Annotated in this window: 18 protein-coding genes; 6 read left to right on the forward strand and 12 right to left on the reverse strand. The window is 69.9% G+C overall.

Going from position 1 to position 19,785, the window contains the following annotated elements; all coding sequences use genetic code 11:
• Window positions 1–29: 29 nt before the first annotated feature.
• The 12 genes from ACO2RV_RS04350 to ACO2RV_RS04405 form a co-directional block, all read right to left on the reverse strand.
• Entirely contained in the window at window positions 30–749 is a 720-nt protein-coding gene (locus tag ACO2RV_RS04350) for a nucleotidyltransferase family protein (RefSeq protein WP_423290199.1), read from the reverse strand.
• Window positions 746–2,668, reverse strand: coding sequence for a tRNA (adenosine(37)-N6)-threonylcarbamoyltransferase complex ATPase subunit type 1 TsaE (gene tsaE, locus ACO2RV_RS04355; protein WP_423290201.1), 1,923 nt, complete (start codon window positions 2,666–2,668; stop codon window positions 746–748). The genes ACO2RV_RS04350 and tsaE overlap by 4 nt, the downstream gene beginning before the upstream one ends.
• A 3-nt stretch (window positions 2,669–2,671) precedes the next feature.
• A complete protein-coding gene (locus ACO2RV_RS04360; protein ID WP_423290203.1) occupies window positions 2,672–5,170 on the reverse strand; it encodes an ATP-binding protein in 2,499 nt (832 codons plus the stop codon).
• Window positions 5,171–5,509: 339 nt separating this feature from the next.
• On the reverse strand, window positions 5,510–6,493 hold the full coding sequence (gene cysK / locus ACO2RV_RS04365) for a cysteine synthase A (protein WP_423290205.1): 984 nt from the start codon (window positions 6,491–6,493) through the stop codon (window positions 5,510–5,512).
• A 119-nt stretch (window positions 6,494–6,612) separates the two neighbouring features.
• On the reverse strand, window positions 6,613–7,056 hold the full coding sequence (locus ACO2RV_RS04370) for an RrF2 family transcriptional regulator (protein WP_423290207.1): 444 nt from the start codon (window positions 7,054–7,056) through the stop codon (window positions 6,613–6,615).
• A 9-nt stretch (window positions 7,057–7,065) separates the two neighbouring features.
• Window positions 7,066–7,539 (reverse strand): dUTP diphosphatase, encoded by a 474-nt coding sequence (gene dut, locus ACO2RV_RS04375; RefSeq protein ID WP_423290209.1) that lies wholly within the window; start codon window positions 7,537–7,539, stop codon window positions 7,066–7,068.
• Window positions 7,536–8,765 carry a bifunctional phosphopantothenoylcysteine decarboxylase/phosphopantothenate--cysteine ligase CoaBC gene (gene coaBC, locus ACO2RV_RS04380; protein ID WP_423290211.1) on the reverse strand — a complete coding sequence of 410 codons (1,230 nt, stop codon included), beginning with the start codon at window positions 8,763–8,765 and terminating at the stop codon, window positions 7,536–7,538. Before coaBC ends, dut begins: the two co-directional genes overlap by 4 nt.
• Before the next feature lie 202 nt (window positions 8,766–8,967).
• The gene (locus tag ACO2RV_RS04385; RefSeq protein ID WP_423290213.1) at window positions 8,968–9,189 is read right to left on the reverse strand and encodes an amino acid transporter; all 222 of its coding nucleotides are present in this window, start codon (window positions 9,187–9,189) and stop codon (window positions 8,968–8,970) included.
• Window positions 9,190–9,205: 16 nt separating this feature from the next.
• Window positions 9,206–10,774: a 2-polyprenylphenol 6-hydroxylase gene (gene ubiB / locus ACO2RV_RS04390; RefSeq protein ID WP_423290215.1), complete on the reverse strand. Its 1,569-nt coding sequence runs from the start codon at window positions 10,772–10,774 to the stop codon at window positions 9,206–9,208.
• A 3-nt stretch (window positions 10,775–10,777) separates the two neighbouring features.
• A complete protein-coding gene (gene ubiE, locus ACO2RV_RS04395) occupies window positions 10,778–11,575 on the reverse strand; it encodes a bifunctional demethylmenaquinone methyltransferase/2-methoxy-6-polyprenyl-1,4-benzoquinol methylase UbiE (protein ID WP_423290217.1) in 798 nt (265 codons plus the stop codon).
• Between the two features lie 130 nt (window positions 11,576–11,705).
• Window positions 11,706–12,764, reverse strand: coding sequence for a L,D-transpeptidase (locus ACO2RV_RS04400; RefSeq protein WP_423290219.1), 1,059 nt, complete (start codon window positions 12,762–12,764; stop codon window positions 11,706–11,708).
• Between the two features lie 103 nt (window positions 12,765–12,867).
• Complete coding sequence (locus tag ACO2RV_RS04405; protein WP_423290221.1) at window positions 12,868–13,350, reverse strand: hypothetical protein; 483 nt, start codon at window positions 13,348–13,350, stop codon at window positions 12,868–12,870.
• Window positions 13,351–13,558: 208 nt separating this feature from the next.
• Here ACO2RV_RS04405 and ACO2RV_RS04410 point away from each other — a divergent pair, with 208 nt between their 5' ends.
• The 6 genes from ACO2RV_RS04410 (at window position 13,559) to ACO2RV_RS04435 (ending at window position 19,752) form a co-directional block, all read left to right on the forward strand.
• Window positions 13,559–14,089, forward strand: coding sequence for a GNAT family N-acetyltransferase (locus ACO2RV_RS04410; protein ID WP_423291032.1), 531 nt, complete (start codon window positions 13,559–13,561; stop codon window positions 14,087–14,089).
• A gap of 4 nt (window positions 14,090–14,093) precedes the next feature.
• Window positions 14,094–14,987, forward strand: a complete 894-nt coding sequence (locus tag ACO2RV_RS04415; RefSeq protein ID WP_423290223.1) for a DMT family transporter — start codon at window positions 14,094–14,096, stop codon at window positions 14,985–14,987.
• Window positions 14,988–15,086: 99 nt separating this feature from the next.
• A complete protein-coding gene (locus tag ACO2RV_RS04420) occupies window positions 15,087–16,301 on the forward strand; it encodes an ABC transporter substrate-binding protein (protein ID WP_423291034.1) in 1,215 nt (404 codons plus the stop codon).
• A 48-nt stretch (window positions 16,302–16,349) separates the two neighbouring features.
• Window positions 16,350–18,284 (forward strand): ABC transporter permease, encoded by a 1,935-nt coding sequence (locus tag ACO2RV_RS04425; protein ID WP_423290225.1) that lies wholly within the window; start codon window positions 16,350–16,352, stop codon window positions 18,282–18,284.
• Window positions 18,281–19,048 (forward strand): ABC transporter ATP-binding protein, encoded by a 768-nt coding sequence (locus ACO2RV_RS04430; RefSeq protein ID WP_423290227.1) that lies wholly within the window; start codon window positions 18,281–18,283, stop codon window positions 19,046–19,048. The genes ACO2RV_RS04425 and ACO2RV_RS04430 overlap by 4 nt, the downstream gene beginning before the upstream one ends.
• A complete protein-coding gene (locus ACO2RV_RS04435) occupies window positions 19,045–19,752 on the forward strand; it encodes an ABC transporter ATP-binding protein (RefSeq protein ID WP_423290229.1) in 708 nt (235 codons plus the stop codon). Before ACO2RV_RS04430 ends, ACO2RV_RS04435 begins: the two co-directional genes overlap by 4 nt.
• Window positions 19,753–19,785: the final 33 nt, after the last annotated feature.

Consider the following 19,785-nt stretch of genomic DNA (forward strand, 5'->3'; position numbering starts at 1 on the left):
CCCGGCACGCGCGGGCGGGGGTCATGGCGTCAGTCCTTCGAGCGCCGGATGGCCTCTTCCGCCTCGCCGACCGCCTCGGGCGTGCCGACATGCATCCACACCCCTTCCATGCGCAGGCCATACAGCCGGCCCGCCTCCGCCGCGCGGAAAAACAGCCGGTTCAGCGAGAAGGCGCCTTCGGGCGCGTCCGCGAAAATGTCCGGCGTCATCACCGCCGCGCCAGCATAGACGAACGGGGCGACGATGCGATCGGGACGCGGGGTCAGCCGGCCGTCGCCATCCATGAGGAAATCGCCATTCCCCTCATAGCCCACCGATTCCGCCGTCGGCGCCAGCAGCAGCCGCAGGTCCATGGCGGCGGGATCGAAATCCTCGGCAAGCGATGGCAGGTTCGGCCGGATACCCTCGATCCAGATCGTGTCGGCATTGATGGAGAAGAACGGCCCCTCGCCGAGCAGAGGGAGCGCCTTGCGGATGCCCCCACCGGTTTCCAGCAATTCGCCGCGCTCGTCGGACAGCACGATGTGCGGATGCCGGCGCCGGGCGAGATGACGCTCCAGCACCTCGGCGTGCCAGTGCAGGTTGACCACGGCGGTCTCGACGCCGGCCTCCTCCAGCCGGTCGAGCACATGGTCGATGAGCGGGCGGCCATCCACCTCCACCATCGGCTTCGGGATGCGGTCGGTCAGGGGGCGCATGCGCTTGCCGAGGCCGGCAGCGAGCACCATGGCGGTGCGGATCACGGTCATTGAACGGCCGGCGAGGGGGATGTGGATGGGTTGGTCGGGTCGTCCGAGACGGGGGCCTCGGAGGATTGCACCTCCGGCACCTGCTCCTCGGCCGGCATCTCAATAGGGGATGCGGGGTCCGCCGGTACGGGCGCGTCACCGGCGGGTGCCACGGGCATCGCGACCTCTGGCGCCGGGCGGGCGACCGGCTCGGCTTGTGCCGGCGGGGCGGGTGGCGGCGCCGCGACCGGCGGCTCGGGCAGGCGCGAGGGAACCGGCGGCGGCACGGGACGGACTTCGTCCGGCCGGCGCGGGGGCGGGGCGAAGGAGGCGCGCGGCGGCTCGGCGGTACCTGCCATCCGCGCCAGCACGGTCGGAGGGACCGGCCCGTCCGGCGCGGGCACATGCGCGTCGAACCACTCCTTCAGCGGGCCGAGATCGGTGAAGGCGAGGCAGCGCTGGAGATAGGTCCAGATGCGGGGAATGTGGCGGAGATAGCCGGGCTTGCCGTCGCGCTGATTCAGCCGGGCGAAGATACCGAGGATCTTGGTCGCGCGCTGGGCGCCCATCACCGCATAGGAAGCGGCGAAGGCGCGCATGTCGAAGGCGGGATCGGCCTCGCGGCGCGCCTTGATGTAGCGGCCGAGCAGATGCAGTTCGAGTTCCTCGGGCACGTCGACCCGTGCATCCTGCGTCAGCGACACGAGGTCGTAGGCCGCCGGCCCCATCAGCGCGTCCTGGAAATCGAGCAGGCCGATCTGCTCCAGCCCGTCGCGCTCGGCCATCCAGATCAGGTTGGGCGAATGATAGTCGCGCAGCACCCAGACCGGCTTCTGCGCCAGCGAGGGCGTGAGCGCCTGCGTCCACAGCCGGCGGAAGGTCGCACGCGGCAGCGCCGGCACGCTCGGCACGCCGCGATGCGGCAGATACCAGTCGAGCAGCAGCTCGACCTCGATCAGCAGCGCGTCGATGTCGTAGGGCGGGATGCGGTGGTCGATCTCCGGCGAGACGGTGAGCGTGTCCGGCAGATCGAGTTCGTGCAGCGCCGCCAGCACATCGGTGGCGACCTCGTAGCGCTCGGGGATCGGTGCGCGCGGATCCTCGCTCAGCACGCCCTCCTCGCCGAGATCCTCCATGACCAGGAGGCCGGCCTCGAGGTCGGCGGCATAGATGGTGGGCGCCGAGAAGCCGCGCGCCTTCAGCCCCCGCGCCAGCGCCACGAACGGCTTCACGTCCTCGGCGAGATGGGCGATGGCGCTATAGGGCTTGCCCTCGCGCACCGGCGGCCCGTCCGGCCGGCGCGGCGCGTTCATCAGCACGGCGTTGCGGCGCGAGCCGATCAGCCGCTCATAGGTGCGGGTCGAGGCATCGCCTTGCAAATGCTGGCGGCGGGCCGGGCCGTAGCCGGCGACATCGATCAGCGAGCGGATTGCCTTCATGCGCTGCAAGGCGCCGGCCAGCCTTCCATAGGCGAGCAGGCGCACGCGACGGCGCGTCTCCGGTGCTTCGGGCGGGATGGTGATGCTCACCTCGAGCCGGTTGGCCTGCAACACGCCCTCGCCGGCGCGCTCGGGCCATTCCACCAGCGTGACCGCGCCATCGGTCTGGTCGGCCCAGCCCAGCTCGTCCAGCTCGGAGGCATCGCCAAGCCGGTAGAGATCGGCATGCACGACGCGGTGGCGCGGCAGGTCGTAGGTCTGCATCAGCGTGAAGGTCGGGCTCGGCACTTCCAGCAGCGGGTCCTGCGCCAGTTCGCGGATCAGCGCCCGCGCCAGCGTCGACTTGCCGGCGCCGAGGTCGCCGGTCAGCGCCACCACGTCGCCCGCCACCAGCATGGCGGCGAGGTCCATGGCGAGGCGGCCGGTCGCCTCCTCGTCGGGCAGCACGACATCCCAGTGCGCGACCTGGGGCGTGGCGGCGGTTGAGCGCGTATCGACCATGGCCTACTCCGCCGCTTCCCGGCTGAAGCCGGCATCCAGGGGGAAGGTGCACGTCACCAGCGTGCCGCCACCGGGCGGCGACTGGATGGACACGCTGCCGCCGTGCAGCGCTACCAGCGAGCGCACGATCGACAGGCCGAGCCCGACGCCGCGATGGCGCGAGCCGGTGGTGTGGCTCTCAAAGCGGTCGAACACCCGGGCGCCGATTTCCGGTGGGATGCCCGGCCCGACATCACGCACGCGGAACACGATGTCGCGCTCGCGGCGCTCGGCCGACAGCGTGACGACCGAGCCCTCCGGCGCGAAGCCGACGGCGTTGGAGAGCAGGTTGTAGAGGATCTGCCGTACCCGCTTGGCATCGGCATGGAAGCTGCCGGAGGCATTGCCGGCCTCGATGGCGAGGCGGATGCCGCCCTCGGCCAGCCGGTCGCGCAGTCCCTCGGCCGCCGCGTCCATCGCCGCGCGCACATCGACCTCGCCGAGTTCCAGCGCCATGGCGCCGGCATCGATGGTCGCGAGGTCCAGAATGTCGTTGATGATGGCGAGCAGCGCCGCGCTGCTCTCGGTGATGTGGCTGACATAGGCGCGCTGGCGGGTGTTGAGCGGGCCGATGCCGGTGTCGTCCAGCAATTGGGCGAAGCCGATGATCGTCGTCAGCGGCGAGCGCAGCTCATAGGAGACATGGCTGACGAAGGTGCTCTTGAGGTGGTCGGCGGCCACCAGCGCCTCGTTGCGGTCGACCAGCGCCCGCTCGACATGCACGCTGTCGGTGACATCGCGCAGCGTGACCAGCGTGCCACCATCCGGCAAAGGCTGGGTCGAGCCGTCGAGGATGACGCCGTCGGTGCGCTCCAGCCGGAACTCGGTGGGTATGCGGGCCTCGATGCCGGTGACAGCGGTGCGCAGGCGCGCCCATACCGCGGTGTCGGTCGACATCGGCCGGCACGCCTCGGCCACCGCGTCGATATGCGGATGCGCCTTGAGCAGCGCCGCATCGAGCTTCCACAGCCGGGCGAAGGCGGAATTGCTCAAGCCCAGCCGGCCATCGCTGCCGAACACCGCCACGGCTTCCGCCAGCGCGTCGAGCGTCTCGCTCTGGATGCGGGTGAGCGAGTTGTAGCGGCTTTCCAGCGCGAGGCGCTCGGTAACCTCGTCGAACAGATAGGTGACGCCGCCTTCCGGGTTGGGCGCGGTGACGACGCGCAGCGTGCGCCCGGCCGGCAGATGCCACCAATATTCGCTCGGCTCGATGGCGCGATAGGCGGCGTGCAGCTGCTCGCGCCACAGGCGGAAATCGGCCTGTTCGGGCAGGCGCCGGGCCGTGCGCAGCCGGTCGAGCACCGCCGTGTCGGTCGGCCGGTCGTCGAGGAAGGCCGGATCGAGCTCGAACAGCGTGGCATAGGCGGCATTGTGGAAGACGAGACGCTGGTCGGCACCGAAAATGGCGACTGCGGTCGCCAGCTGGTCGAGCGTGCGCCGGTGCGCGCTCACCACATGCGCCAGCTCGCTGCGGACCGCTTCCGCCTCGGTGGCGTCGAGCGCGAGGCCGGCGACCCCGCTGCCGCCGGTGCCGACCTCCAGCACATCCAGCACCTTGCGGGTGCCGGCGACGACCACGGGCAGGCGCGCGGCAAAGGCCTTGCCCTCGGCATGCGTGCGGCTCGCCTGCGTGCGGCTGGCCTGATCGAGCAGCTTCAGGTCGCGCGCGGCGGCATCCTGCGCATCGCGCGCCTCCACCGCATGGACATAGGCGGCGTTGCCCCAGCGCAGCCGCCCGCCCTCGCCGCCGACCCAGGCGGGCGCCGGCAGCGCGTCGAGCAGCAGGCGCAGCGCCGAGCTTTCCGCGTCGAGCGCGCGATAGGCCTCCTGCAGGCGGGCATGATCGAGCCGCACGCCGGTGATGTCGCGCAGGCGCAGGATGACGGCGGAGCCGACCGGCCGGCCGTCCGCCTCGAAATGCCGGCCGTCCTGCGAGGTGAGGATCAGCGTGAGCGGCATGCCGCGCGCGCGCAATCGCTCGACGCCGGCCTCGATCTCGCGCGCCGAGGCCGGGCTGAGCCAGGCGCCGAAGGCGAGGATGCGGGTCGGCGAGGCGACCCCGGTGAAGGCGGGGGTATTGCCGATGATCTCCGGATCGGCCGCCGGATCGCGCCACACGACGACGATCTGCGGCTCGGCCATCAGGAGAGCGAGCCCTTCCTCGATGCGGGCCTCCAGCCGTGAGATCTCCCCGAAGGCAAAGGCCTCGCGCGCCAGCGCCAGACGGCGGAAGCGCACATGCACGATGGCGGTGGTGGTGGCGAAGGCGATAAGGCCGAGCACGAGGGCAAGGCCCGTCAGCATGCCGGGCTCCAGATGCGACAGCGTGCCCGCCACACCGGCCAGGAAATCGCCGCCCGTCGCCGGATCGGTCGGCGCGGCGAGCACCGGCACCGGCAGGCCGAAAGACGCGAGCAGCGCGAGGCGTGACACGCAGCGCGCAAGCCTTTGGCGAACGGACATAAATCTCCTGCCGCGCCCAAGCGGGTCACGGGCATCGGGTCTCGTCCCGTTCATGCCGGCCGGCTGCGCCATCCGCGCCCGTCCCCCCTTGCCGACTGCCGCATTCGGACCTGCTGAGCTGTCCGGCCGACCAGATCCCGGCGACCGAATCACCGAGACTTTACCGAAGCGGGAGTCGCACTAGAAGGGCGGTGGAAACGATCGGGGACAACGGCGGTAACGGAGCGCCGTCAGCTGCCGGCGGAGGGGCGGAAAACCGCCGGAAATGCAACATCCCGGACACGGCCTCGGCCGCTCCGGGATGTCGATGTCGAATAGGGCAGCCGCAACCCAAAAGGCTCAGAGACCCTCGAACAGCGCGGTCGAGAGATAACGCTCGGCGAAGGAGGGGATGATGATGACGATGGTCTTGCCCTCGTTCTCCGGCCGCGCACCGATCTCCAGTGCCGCCGCGATGGCCGCGCCGGAGGAGATGCCGACCGGGATGCCCTCCAGCCGGGCGATGGCGCGGGCGGTCTCGAAGGCGGTCTGGTTGCCGACGGTGACCACCTCGTCGATCACCGAGCGGTCGAGCACCTCAGGCACGAAGCCGGCGCCGATGCCCTGGATCTTGTGCGGGCCGGGCTGGCCGCCGGACAGCACCGGGCTGTCCTCCGGCTCGACGGCAACCATGCGCAGGCTCGGCTTGCGGGGCTTCAGCACCTGGCCGATGCCGGTGATGGTGCCGCCGGTGCCGACGCCCGAGACCACCACGTCGACCTCGCCCTTGGTGTCGTTCCAGATCTCCTCCGCCGTGGTGCGGCGGTGAATGGCGGGATTTGCCGGATTGCGGAACTGCTGCGGGATGATGGCATCCGGCAGCTCCTTGACCAGTTCCTCGGCGCGGGCGACGGCGCCGCGCATGCCCTGGGCGGCCGGGGTCAGCACCAGCTCGGCGCCGAGCAGCGCCAGCATCTTGCGGCGCTCGACCGACATCGATTCCGGCATGACGAGGATGAGCCGGTAGCCATGCGCCGCCGCCACGAAGGCGAGGGCGATGCCGGTATTGCCCGAGGTCGGCTCGACCAGCACGGTGCCCGGCTTGATCAGCCCGGCCTCTTCCAGCGCCTGGATCATCGAGACGCCGATGCGGTCCTTCACGCTGCCGATCGGGTTGAAGAATTCGAGCTTGGCGAGGATGCGCGCCTTCACGCCGCGTTCGGCCGGCAGCCGGTTGAGCTGGACGAGCGGCGTGTTGCCGATGGTCTCGGTGATCGACGAGTAGACGCGGCCGCGCCCGACCTTTTCGGCGGGAGCGGAGGAGTTGATCGTGGCCTCGGCCATGGGTGTCTCCAGCGGACGCGGGTACGGATGTTCCGTAGACCCTTTATTGGCGTTCAAATCTCGCCAACATCGCTAGCTTATCCACGCGATAGTGTCGAGGAAATAAAAAATAAACAAAATTATATCGTAAAATCTATTCCCTCGGGCACGCCCTTGCGCAGCGTGTTCTGCGCGGCGGCCCGACAGAGATCCTCGACAGTCACGCCATCCAGCGCCGCCTCGAAGGCGCGCTCGGCCTCGGCCACGGCGGGCTGGACGATATCACGCACGATGGGTGGGGAATTATCGATGGTGACGTCGCTTTCGGCCTCGACGACGCGCACCACCTCGGCGACGGTAATTCGACGCCTCTCGCGCGCCAGCTCATAGCCGCCGCGCGGACCGCGCACGCCTTTCAGCACGCCGGCATGCACCAGCGCCTGCAGCACCGGCTCAAGATGGCGGGGCGGCAGTTCATGCCGCGCGGCCAGCGCCTTGGCGGCGACGGGCGTGCCCCGCGCATGCAGGGCGACGTCGACCACGGCGGCGATGGCGAGCAGACTCTTGTCGGAAAGGCGCGGCATGAATCATCGCTAGCGTGAGACTGCCCGTCCGTCGAGCCCCGTGGAACCGAAACCACCGCTTCCGCGTGTTGTTTCCTCCAAATTACCGGTTCTGACAAGCTGAATCCGGGTCACCGGTGCCACAACGAGCTGCGCGACGCGCTGTCCGCGCTCCAGTTGCACGGGCGAATCACCCAGATTGACCAGCAGCACCTTCACCTCGCCGCGATAATCGGCATCCACCGTGCCGGGCGCGTTCAGCACCGTCAGCCCCTGCTTCAGGGCAAGGCCGGAGCGCGGGCGCACCTGCGCCTCGAAGCCTTCAGGCAAGGCGAGGCACAGCCCGGTCGGCACGGCGGCGCGGGCGAGCGGACCGAGCGTCAGCGGTGCGCCCTCCGGCAGCGCGGCAATGAGATCGAGCCCGGCTGAACCGGCGGTGGCGTAGTCCGGCAGGGGCAGGCCCTCGCCATGCGGCAGCACGAGAACGGCAACGGCAATGCTCACGAGAGCGTCTCCAGCGGACCGAGCGCGGTGGCGACGCGGGCAACGAGGCGCTCGGCGACCTCGGCCTTGGACGCGCGCGGCCAGTGCTCGACACCCTTTTCCGAGATGAGATGAATGAGGTTCTCGTCGCCGCCCATCACCCCGCCATCGATGCCGCTGCGGGGCGACACATCATTGGCGAGGATCCAGTCGCAGCCCTTGCGCAGCCGCTTCACCTGCGCATAGGCAACCACGTTCTCGGTTTCGGCGGCGAAGCCGATGACGAGGCGGGGGCGCCGGTTGGCGAGGCGGGCCACAGTGGCGAGGATGTCGGGATTTTCGGCGAGCGGCAGCGCCGGAATCGCCTGGCCGTCCTTCTTCATCTTCTCGCCGGCCTCGGTGGCGGCGCGCCAGTCGGCCACCGCCGCGGCGAAGATGGCGGCATCGGCCGGCAGCGCGGCTTCCACCGCCGCCAGCATCTCGCGCGCGGTCTCGACATGGCGGACCGCGACGCCGGCCGGATCGGGCAGGTTCACCGGGCCGGACACCAGCGTCACCTGCGCCCCTGCGCGGGCGGCGGCGGCGGCGATGGCGTGACCCTGCTTGCCGGAGGAACGGTTGGCGATGTAGCGCACCGGGTCGATCGGCTCATGCGTCGGGCCGGAAGTGACGAGCACATGGCGTCCCGTCAGCGGGCCGGCGACGGCGAGCCGCGTCTCGGCGGCGGCGACGATCTCCAGCGGCTCGGCCATGCGGCCGGGCCCGTCCTCGCCGCGCTCGGCCATGGCGCCGGCATTGGGGCCGACGAAGGCGACGCCGTCGGCGGCAAGCTGCGCCACATTGCGCGCGGTGGCCGGGTTGGCCCACATCAGCGGGTTCATCGCCGGAGCGACGAGCACCGGCTTGTCGCTGGCGAGCAGCACGGCACTGGCGAGGTCGTCGGCCAGGCCATGCGCCATCTTCGCCATCAGATCGGCGGTCGCCGGCGCGACGATGACGAGATCCGCCTCGCGCGAGAGCCGGATATGGCCGATATCGTGCTCGGCCTCGCGGTCGAACAGCTCGGTGAACACTTTGGTATGGCTCAGCGCGCCGGCGGCGAGCGGCGTGACGAAGTGCTGCGCCGCCGCGGTCATGATCACGCGCACCGAAGCGCCGCGCTCCTTCAGCCGGCGGATGAGATCGAGGCTCTTATAGGCGGCGATGCCGCCGCCTATAACGAGCAGAATGCGCTTGTGAGCGAGCATGCGGGTGAGCCTGCGCCTGTTTGCCTGCGTGGCCTATAGCGCAGCCTCGCGGCACGGCCCAGAGGCAACCACGCCACGAGCCGGGGTCATTCGGCCGGACCGGCGTGGGGATGGTGGTCGCGTGAAGCGACGAGATAGACGATGCCGCCGACGACAAGGGCGCCGACCGGCATGATCAGCAGCAGCAGGAAGTCCGCAGCGGTCATGGCACAAGACTCCCAAGAAGACGTCTCGCAAGGAAATGTAGGGCGACGCTGCCCGCGAGGCAAATCACGCTGACGGCGGCGATACCCAATGCGGGCGTGGAACCGCCGTTCAGGACCGAAATGACCGGGCCGAGCCCGCCGACAGCCATCACCGCGATGGCGATGCCGTTCAGGTAGGTTGCCGACAGCTTCGTCCGCTCGTTATGGATCAGGCTCACGCAGCAAGCCCCTTCCTCAGAACAGCAGATGCCCGGCCAGCAGCCCGGCGATCACCCACAGCGCGACGCTCATCCAGCGGTTGCCGCGCCCTTCCGCCCGGCCGATGGCTTCCATCGTCTCCGGGGCCAAAGCGAGGCCGTTGCGCGTCGCAGCATCCAGCTGGACGGCGATGCGCTGGCCCTGGGCGATCAGCTCGGGCAGCGTCTGCAGCGAGCGGCCGAGCGCACCGATACCGTCCGCCACTTCCTCGATCCGCCCCACCGGGCCGAGATTGCGCTCGATCCATGTGCGCACGACGGGCTCGGCGGTCTTCCACATGTCGAGATGCGGGTCGAGATTGCGCGCCACGCCCTCGACCACGACCATGGTCTTCTGCAACAGCAGCAGTTCCGGCCGCGTCTTCATGTCGAACAGCGAGGTCACCTCGAACAGCAGAGTGAGCAGCTTGGCCATGGAGATCTGGTCGGCGCGGCGCGAATGGATCGGCTCGCCAATGGCGCGGATCGCCTGCGCGAAATCCTCCACCGAATGGTGCGGCGGCACATAGCCGGCCTCGAAATGCACCTGCGCGGTGCGCAGCCAGTTGCGGGTGATGAAGCCGAACAGGATTTCGGCGAGGAAGCGCCGCTCCTTCTGGCCGAGCCGGCCCATGATGCCGCAATCCACCGCCACCAGCCGGCCCTCGCCGTCGACGAACAGGTTTCCCGGATGCATGTCAGCATGGAAGAAGCCGTCGCGCAGCGCGTGGCGCAGGAAGGACTGCATGACGATGCGGCCGAGCGCGGGCAAATCGTGGCCGGCCGCGCGCAGGCCGTCGAGATCGTTCAGCTTGATGCCGTCGATCCATTCGGTGGTCAGCACCTCGCGCCCGGTACGGTCCCAGTCGACCGCCGGCACGCGGAAATCGTCCTCGCCTTCCGTGTTCTGCGCCAGCTCGGCGAGCGCGGCCGCTTCCAGCCGGAGGTCCATCTCCATCGCCACCGAGCGGGCGAGCGTGTCGACCACGGCCACCAGACGCAGGCGCCGGCCCTCGGGAGAGGCGCGCTCGCCGAGCCGGGCGGCGCGGTAGAAGGAGGACAGGTCGACGCGGAAACGCTGCTGCACGTCCGGCCGCAGCACCTTCACCGCGACGCTGCGGGCGACGCCGTCCATGTCCACCGCCACCGCCTTGTGGACCTGCGCGATGGAAGCCGCGGCGATCGCCGGTCCGAGCTCGGCATAGACCGCGCGCGCCGGCCGGTCGAAATTGCGCGCGATGGTCGCCTCCGCCACCTCCTGCGGGAAGGGCGGCATGCGGTCCTGCAACAGCTCCAGGTCGCGCGCCAGCTGCGGGCCGACCACGTCGGGGCGGGTGGCGAGGAACTGGCCGAGCTTCACATAGGACGGGCCGAGCCGCGACAGCGCCGCACCGAGGCGGGCCGCGCTGGAGGCCGGGCCGCGGCGCTCGATCAGCCGGGCCATCGCGAACAGCGGCTCGGAGCCGGGCGGCAGCACAGCGGGGTCGATGCGCGAGAGTACGCCCTCGCGGGCCATCACGAAGCCGGCGCGCGCTAGGCGCAGGAAATCACCGAGGGGAGTGGCCACGCGCTAGATCCGCACGCCGGAATGCAGCGCCACCACGCCGCCGGTCAGTGGCGTGAAGCCGACGCGGCTGAGCCCCGCCTGCCGCATCAGCTCGGCAAAGGCCTCCGGCGCGGGGAACTTGCGAATCGATTCGACGAGATACTGGTAGGAATTCGCATCGCCGGTGACGAGTTTGCCCATGCCGGGGATGAGCTTGAACGAATAGGTGTCGTAGATCGCGTCCAGCCCCGGCACGTCGACGCGGGAGAATTCCAGCACGAAGCAGCGCCCGCCGGGCTTCAGCACGCGACGCATTTCGGCGAGCGCCTTGTCCATGCGCGGCACGTTGCGGATGCCGAAGGCGATGGTGGTGGCGTCGAACGACTTGTCGGGGAAGGGCAGCTCCTCGGCATTGGCCTCGACGAACTCGACCCGGTCGGCAAGGCCCAGCGCCTGCGCGCGCTCGCGGCCCACGGCGAGCATGCCGCCATTGATGTCGGCGACGGTGGCACTGGTTCCCGAGCCGCCGGCCTCGACGGTGCGGAAGGAGACGTCGCCGGTGCCGCCGGCGACATCCAGCAGCCTGAAGGAACGCGCACCCTTGGGCGGGCGCAGGCGCGAGACCAGAAGGTCTTTCCACGCCCGGTGCAGGCCCATGGACATCAGGTCGTTCATCAGGTCGTAGCGCCGCGCGACCGAGTGGAACACCTCGTCCACCATGCGCTGCTTCTCACTGATCGGCACGGTGCGGAAACCGAAATGGGTGTCGGCGCCGCTTGTCGCCTCCGCTGTGCTCGCAGCCGTCACTGTGCTTGCAACCATGGGGCGCGGCTCCCGCGTTCGATCCGAAAACGGCGCGGACCATAGCGGAGACCCCGCCGGCCTCCAAGCGGGGAGCACGGGCGGCGGTCATGCGTCCAGCGAGGGACGAAAGACGACGGTGGAAGCGGGTTCAGATCACCCGCACCAGCGTGCCGACCTTGACGCGGTCATACAGGTCGATGACGTCCTGGTTGCGCATGCGGATGCAGCCCGAGGACACCGCCTGGCCGATGCTCTCCGGCTCGTTGGAGCCGTGGATGCGGTACAGCGTCTTGCCGAGATAGAGCGCGCGCGCACCGAGCGGATTGTCCGGACCGCCGGGCATGACATTGGGCAGGTCCGGGCGGCGCTCGACCATTTCCGGCGGCGGGCGCCAGTCCGGCCATTCGCGCATGTCGGTGACGCGCTCCGAGCCGCTCCAGGCGAAGCCCTCGCGGCCGACGCCGATGCCGTAGCGCAGCGCCGTGCCGTCGCCCTGCACGAGGTAGAGATAGCGCGCGCCGGTGTCGACGATGATGGTGCCGGCCGGATCGGAGCTGGTGTAGCGCACGAGGTGGCGGTCGAATTTCGGATCGACGCCCTTGCCGCCGCTATTGGCGCGGTAGATCGGCAGCGGCGCGGCATCATCCTCCAGCGCGGGATCGTCATAGACGTCCGCTTCCACCGCGACCGGCTGCACCGTGGCCGCCGGCACAGGCGCGCCGTTGCGGCCGGCGCCATAGGCATTCACCGTGATGTTGCCGCGCGAGCGCACCGTGCCCGGCGGTGCCGAACCGGGCGGGACCGTGCCATAAACGCCGCCGGCCGAACCATAGGCGCCGCCGACCACACGCCCGCTGCCGCCCGCGCTCGCATAGGTGCCGCCATAGGCTCCGCCAATGTCGGCGGGCGGGCGGGGCGCCTCGTAGACCTGGCCGGGCGGATAGACATTGGCCGCGCCGGGACGCCACACGCCGGTGTTGCTGGCGCGGTTGTGCCGCTGCTGGCCGCCGCCCGCGCCCTGACCGACGAAAACATTATAGGAAGAGCCGAAGCCGTAGATGCTGTTCTGCGCCGCGGCCGGGGCGGGAAGCAGCCATCCCGCCAGCGCGGTGACGGCCGCGAGCCGCAACAGGCCATCCCGTACGGGCTGGCGCAGCCATGCCCGTTTCGCCACATCGCCGCCGGCAGAGACCGAATCAGCCTGCATCTCAAGCGCCCCGCTATGGTCTGTTAACCATAGACTGGGGCGGTATGGTTAATTTCCGGTTAGTGGCCCCCTGATACCGGAGGCCAGCCTGCCGGCAGCCCGGTCACGGGCAGCGCACATAGACCATGGTGCCGTAGCGGCCGGCGACTTCCGGGTCGAGCCATTTGAGCACCAGCACCTGTCCGTCGAAGCGCAGCACTTCGCGGTCGGACTGCGCGCCCGGAGGCTCGTCCGGCAGGCCGATATAGATCGGGCCGGGCAGAACCTGCTTCGACACCACCTCGGAGGGCTCGGACTGGTCGGCGAGATACATCATGAACCCGCCCGACGGGCCGGCATTGATGACGTAGGGCTGGCGGCAGCCCTGGCGCGCCTGCGCCTCGGTGCGCGCCGCGTCTTCCGGCCGATGATAGGCGGCGAGGCCCCATTTGCCGACGACCTGCTGGGCGGTGATCGGCGAGGTGAACTGCGGCGCGGCCGGTGCCACCGGCGCCGGCGCCTGGTTGGTGGTGGAGGCGCAGGCCGCGGTCAGCGCGGCGAGGACACCAAGGACCGCCAGACGCGGAAGACGGTGGGACAGGTTCATTGAGCACTCCGGGACGAATGGCTGCCGGGCGGGCGACGCGGGCAAGAATATCCCCGCAACCTTAAAGATTCGCATTACCAGCATAGTGATTACGCTTTACGCGGGAAGACCGTCCGAACATATTCCGCCCGCGCCCGCGCGTCGAACCTTTCCGGCATCCGACCGGAAAGGACCGACATGGAGGGCCGGAGTAGCCGCCGTGAACAGCATGACCATCCGACCGGCCACGGACGCCGACGGCGACGCCGTCGCCGGGCTGATCGCCGAAGCCTTCGCCGAATATGAGGGCTGCATCTTCGACCGGGCCGCCGAATTCCCCGAGCTCGACGCGCTCGCCAGCCATTTTTCCGCGCGCGGCGGCATCATCTGGGTCGCCGAGGACGATCACGCGGTCATCGGCTCGATGGCGCTTGCCCCGACCGCGGATGCGGATGCCCCGGCTGGCGGGCTGGAAATCTTCAAGGTCTATGTCGGCCGCGCCGCCCGCCGCCGCGGCGTCGCGCGCGCCCTGTTCGAGCAGGCGCTCGGCCTTGCCCGTGCGCGCGGCGCACCGGAAATCCGGCTGTGGACCGATACGCGCTTCACCAATGCGCACCGCTTCTACGAGACCTGCGGCTTCGTCCTGGCGGGCGAGCCGCGCGAGGTACACGACCTGTCGGCGACCTGGGAATATTCCTACCGCCTCGCGCTCGATCCGGTCGCCGCGTCCGCCCGCGCCGCCACGCTTTCCGAAAGCTGAACCCATGCCGCGTTTCGCAGTCGGCCCGGCGCTCATCGCGGTGCTGGGCATCGGCGTCCTGTCCGTCATGGATGGCCTGATCAAATATGTCGCCGCCAACCATGCCACGCCGCAGATCGCGCTGCTGCGCTACGTGTTCGGCGGGATTTTCGCGCTCGCGGCCTTCCGGCTCGCGGGCACACCCTGGCCGAGCCGGAAGACGCTCGGCCCGCATATGTGGCGTTCCGTCGTGGTGGCGGGGACGGCGCTGAGCTTCTTCTACGCGCTCTCGGTGCTGCCGCTGGCGGTGGTGCTGGCGCTTTCCTTCACCTCGCCGATCTTCATCGCGCTGTTCGCCGCGCTGATTCTCGGCGAGCGGCCCAACCGCACCATTTTCATTGCGCTGACGCTCGGCTTCGCCGGCGTGCTGGTGGTGCTGTGGCACGAGCTGGCCGAGGCCGGCCGCGCCGACAATGTGCTCGGCCTCGGTGCGGCGCTGTTCTCCGCCGTCACCTATGCGCTCTCCATGGTGGTGCTGAAGAGCCGCGCGACGCGTGACCCGTTGCCGACCATCGTGCTGCTTCAGAACGGCTTCGCCATGCTGCTGCTGGCGCCGCTCGGCATTGCCCAGTGGACGCCGCCGGCGATGGGCGAGCTCGGCGTGTTCATCGCCATCGGCCTGCTCGGCACAACCGGCCATCTGTGCATGGCGTGGGCCTACAAGCGCGCCGATGCCAGCCGCCTCGGCGTGCTCGAATACACGTCCTTCATCTGGGCCGTCGGCATCGGCTTCATCGTCTTCGCCGAGATCCCGACACTGAGCACGCTGGGTGGGGCGGCGCTCATCGTCGGCGGCGCGCTCATTGCCTCGCGCCAGCCGCCAGCGGTGCGCGAGCCGGAGATCGAGGTCGGGCCGTAAGCCCGGATCGGCACGGTTGAGGCTGGACGCGAGGACGGGACGCGGTAGGTTGTGTCCCGCCGGGCAACCCCACGGAATCAGATCCTTATGCGCCGCCACCTGCCGTCACGACGCCTGCTGCTTGCCGCCACGGCGGCGCTCTCGCTGTCGCTCCCCTTCGCCGGCGCGGCCCTTGCCGCCGAGCCGATCCGCATCGGCGAGCTGAACAGCTACAAGGCACAGCCGGCCTTTCTCGAACCCTATCGCAAGGGCATGGAGCTGGCGGTCAGGGAGATCAACGCGGCGGGCGGCGTGGCCGGGCGGCCGCTCGAGCTGATCAGCCGCGACGACGGTGCCAATCCGGGCGACGCCATCCGCGTCGCCGAGGAACTGGTGACGCGCGAGAAGGTGGACCTGCTCACCGGCACCTTCCTGTCCAATATCGGCCTCGCCATCGCCGACTATGCCGGCAAGCGCCGGGTATTCTTCCTGGCCGCCGAGCCGCTGACCGACAAGATCACCTGGGCCGACGGCAACCGCTATACCTTCCGGCTGCGCCCCTCCACCTACATGCAGGTGGCGATGCTGATGCCGGCGGCGGTGGCGGCGAACAAAAAGCGCTGGGCCATCGTCTATCCCAACTACGAATACGGCCAGTCCGCCGCCGCCACCTTCAAGCGGCTGCTGAAGGAAGCGCAGCCCGATGTCGAGTTCGTCGCCGAGCAGGCCACTCCGCTCGGCAAGCTCGATGCCGGCCCGGTGGCGCAGGCCATCGCCGACGCCAGACCCGACGGCGTGTTCAACGTGCTGTTCGGGCCGGACCTCGCCAAATTCGTGCGCGAGACCAACACGCGCGGCGCGCTGGAGAATGTCTTCGTCGTCAGCCTGCTGTCGGGCGAGCCGGAATATCTCGACCCGCTGAAGGACGAGGCGCCGGTCGGCTGGGTGGTCACCGGCTATCCCTGGTACGACATCCCGACCCCGGAGCATCAGGCCTTCCTCGATGCCTATCGCAACGCCTATGGCGAGCCGCCCCGGCTCGGCTCGGTGGTCGGCTACACCACCATCAAGTCGCTCGCGGCCGGCATCGCCAAGGCCGGCGGCACCGACACGGAAAAGCTGGTCGACGCCTTCAAGGGGCTGGAACTGGTCGGCCCGTTCGGTCCGTTCAGCTACCGCGCCAGCGACCATCAGGCGACCATCGGCGCCTTCGTCGGCACCACGGCGGTCAAGCACGGCACCGGCGTGATGACCGCCCCGCGCTATGTCGACGGGCTGTCCGTGCTGCCGAGCGACGCCGAGGTGAAGAAGCTTCGTCCCGCCGCGGCGGACTGACCGCCCGTCCCGTCAATTCCGCTCCGCCCGCGAGGCGACGAGAGCCCGATGCCGCTCGATGCGCTGCTGTCCTCGCCTGTGCTGCCCTCGCTCGCCTTCCAGGCAGTGAACGGGCTTGCCTCGGCCTCGGGCCTGTTCCTCGTCGCGGCGGGGCTGTCGATCATCTTCGGCGTCACCCGCATCGTGAACATGGCCCATGGCTCGTTCTACATGCTGGGCCTCTATCTCGCGGTGACCCTCGCCCCGGCGCTGGGCGAGCGCATCGGCGGCGCGATCGGCTTCTGGGGCGGCATCCTCGGCGCGGCGCTCATCACGGCCGCGCTCGGCGCGCTGGTCGAGCGGCTTTTGCTGCGCCGCCTCTATGGCGCGCCGGAGCTTTACCAGCTGATCGCGACCTTCGCCCTGCTGCTGATCATCAACGATGCCGTCCTGTTCCTGTGGGGGCCGGAGGATATTTTCGGACCGCGCGCGCCGGGCCTCACCGGCACCCTTCCGCTGCTCGGCCGGCGCCTGCCGGACTACGACCTGTTCCTGGCGCTGGCGGGGCCCGCCGTGCTGATCGGCCTGCACCTGCTGCTGGTCCGCACCCGATTCGGCCGGATGATCCGCGCCGCGACGCAGGACCGCGAGATGGTGGCGGCGCTCGGCATCAATGAGGCGCTGCTGTTTACCGCCGTGTTCGCGCTCGGCGCCGGCATTGCCGGCCTCGGCGGCGCGCTGCAGATGGCGCGCGAGCCCGCCAATCTCTCGCTCGACCTCTCGGTGCTGGGCGACGCCTTCGTCGTCGTCGTCATTGGCGGCATGGGCTCCATTCGCGGCGCCTATCTCGCCGCCGTGCTGGTCGCCGAGGTGAAGGCGCTGTGCACCGCGCTCGGCATGGTCGAGATCGGCGGGTTGAGCTTCAACATGTCCAAGCTCAACCTCGTGGCGGAGTTCCTGGTCATGGCGATCGTGCTGGTGCTGCGTCCGCACGGGCTGTTCGGCCGCCCGCCGACCGCCGCGCGCGGCCGGGCGGAAATCGAGCCGCCGCTGCGCCCGCTCGGCGTGGGCGGGCGCCGTCTGGCGCTCGCCGGCCTCGCGACGCTCACAGCGCTGCCGCTCGCCGAGAGCGTCTTCGCCTATGCGCCGGTGCTGGCGCTGGATGTGCTGATCGCCGCGCTGTTCGCCGCCTCGCTGCACTTCCTCATGGGACCAGGCGGGCTCGCCTCCTTCGGCCACGCCGCCTATTTCGGCCTCGGGGCTTATGGCGCCGCCTTCGCCGCCACCGTGCTCGGCCTGCCGACCCCGGCCGCCTTCGCGCTCGGCATCCTCGCCGCCGGCCTCGGCGCGCTGGTGTTCGGCTGGTTCTGCGTGCGGCTGGAGGGGGTCTACTTCGCCATGCTGACGCTGGCCTTCGCGCAGATCGTCTGGTCGGTGGTCTATCAATGGGAAGAGGTGACCGGCGGCTCCAACGGCATGTTCGGCATCTGGCCGGACCCGCCCTTCGAGAGCCGCGCCGGGCTCTATCTCGCCGGGCTCGCCGTCGTCGCCTTGGGCGTCGTCCTGCTGCGGCGCATCGCGTTCTCGCCCTTCGGCTATGCGCTGAGGGCCTCGCGCGATTCGGCGCTGCGGGCGGAGGCGTCCGGTATTCCCGTGGGCAAAGTGCGCTGGCTCGCCTTTGCCATTGCCGGCACGGTCGGCGGCGCCGCCGGCGCACTGTTCGCCTTCGCCAAGGGCTCGATCTCGCCGGAGACCATCTCCGTCGGCCGCTCGATCGACGGGCTGGTGATGGTGCTGCTCGGCGGGGTGGAGGGCCTGATGGGGCCGCTGGTCGGCGCGGGCGCCTTCACCCTGTTGCAGGACACGGTGATGCGCGAGACCCCGTATTGGCGGGCGCTGCTGGGCGGGCTCATCCTCCTCGCCGTGCTCGTCTTCCCCGGTGGCATCGCCGGCGGGCTGAGGCGCGCGGGGGACATGCTGCGCCGGGCGGGAGGCGGGCGATGAAGGTGCTGGAGGTGGAGCACCTCGCCAAGTCCTATGGCGGCGTGCGGGCGCTGGACGGGGTCGGCTTTTCCATCGCGCCGGGCGAATTGCTGGCGCTGATCGGGCCGAACGGCGCAGGCAAATCGACCTGCTTCAACATCATCAACGGGCAGGTGCGGGCGGATTCGGGCCGCGTGCGCCTCATGGGCCGGGACGTCACCGGCTTCTCGCCGCGCCGCATGGCCGGGCTCGGCGCCGGCCGCACCTTCCAGATCGCCGCCGTGTTCGGCTCGATGACGGCGGCCGAGAATGTGCAGACGGCGCTTCTCGCGGCGAAGGGCGAGCTGTTCCGCCTGTGGCGACCGGCCCTGACGCTCCACCGCGAGGAGGCGATGGCGCTGCTGGAGCAGACCGGCATGGCAGCGCTGGCCGAGCGGCCGGCCGCCACCCTCGCCTATGGCGACGTGAAGCGGCTGGAACTCGCCATGGCGCTCGCCGCCGCGCCGCGCCTGCTGCTGATGGACGAGCCGACCGCCGGCATGAGCGGGCCCGAGCGCGGCGCGCTCATCGCCCTGGTCCGCCGACTGAGCCGGGTGCGCCAGCTGGCGGTGCTGTTCACCGAGCATTCCATGGATGTGGTGTTCGGCCATGCCGACCGGGTGATCGTGCTGGCCCGCGGCCGGCTGATCGCCGACGGCAGCCCCGACGAGGTGCGCGAGGACCCCCGCGTGCGCGAGGTCTATCTCGGCCGCGGCGCGGCCGCCGGCACGCGGGCAATGCCATGACGCAAAGCGATCGCGCGCCGCTTCTGGAGGTCGAGGGTCTGGACGCCTGGTATGGTGCGGCGCAGGTGCTGTTCGGCGCCGGCCTCACGGTCGGGCGCGGCGAGGCGGTCGCCCTTGTCGGACGCAACGGGGCGGGGAAATCCACCACGCTCAAGGCCATCATGGCGATGGTGCAGCGGCGGGCCGCAAGGCTCGCCTTCGACGGACAGGACCTGCGGCCTCTCCAGACTTTCGAGATCGCACGGCTCGGAGTCGGCTATGTTCCGGAGGATCGCCGCATCTTCACCGAGCTGACGGTGATGGAAAATCTCGACCTCGGGCGCCGCCGCACGCCCGGCGGCGGGCCGCAATGGAGCGACGACGCCCTCTTCGCGCTGTTCCCGAACCTTGCCGACATGCGCAACCGCCTCGGCGGGCAGATGTCCGGCGGCGAACAGCAGATGCTCGCCGTCGCCCGCGCCCTGGTCGCCGGGCCGGCTTTGCTGCTGCTCGACGAACCTTCCGAAGGTGTCGCCCCGATCATCGTTGAACAAATGATCGTCGCCCTGCAGGCGATGACCGCGCAGGGCCTGTCAATTCTGCTTTCCGAACAGAATTTCGAGTTGTGTGCAGCGATCTGCGATCGCGCTTACCTGATCGAACACGGCGAGTTGAGATCGGAAGGCAGCATCGATAATCTGTCACTCCCCACATTCGGCCAATAATATTGGTGTACGTACGAAATTATTTTCGTTGCA

This window comes from Ancylobacter sp. VNQ12 (assembly GCF_049445835.1).
Lineage (GTDB): Bacteria > Pseudomonadota > Alphaproteobacteria > Rhizobiales > Xanthobacteraceae > Ancylobacter.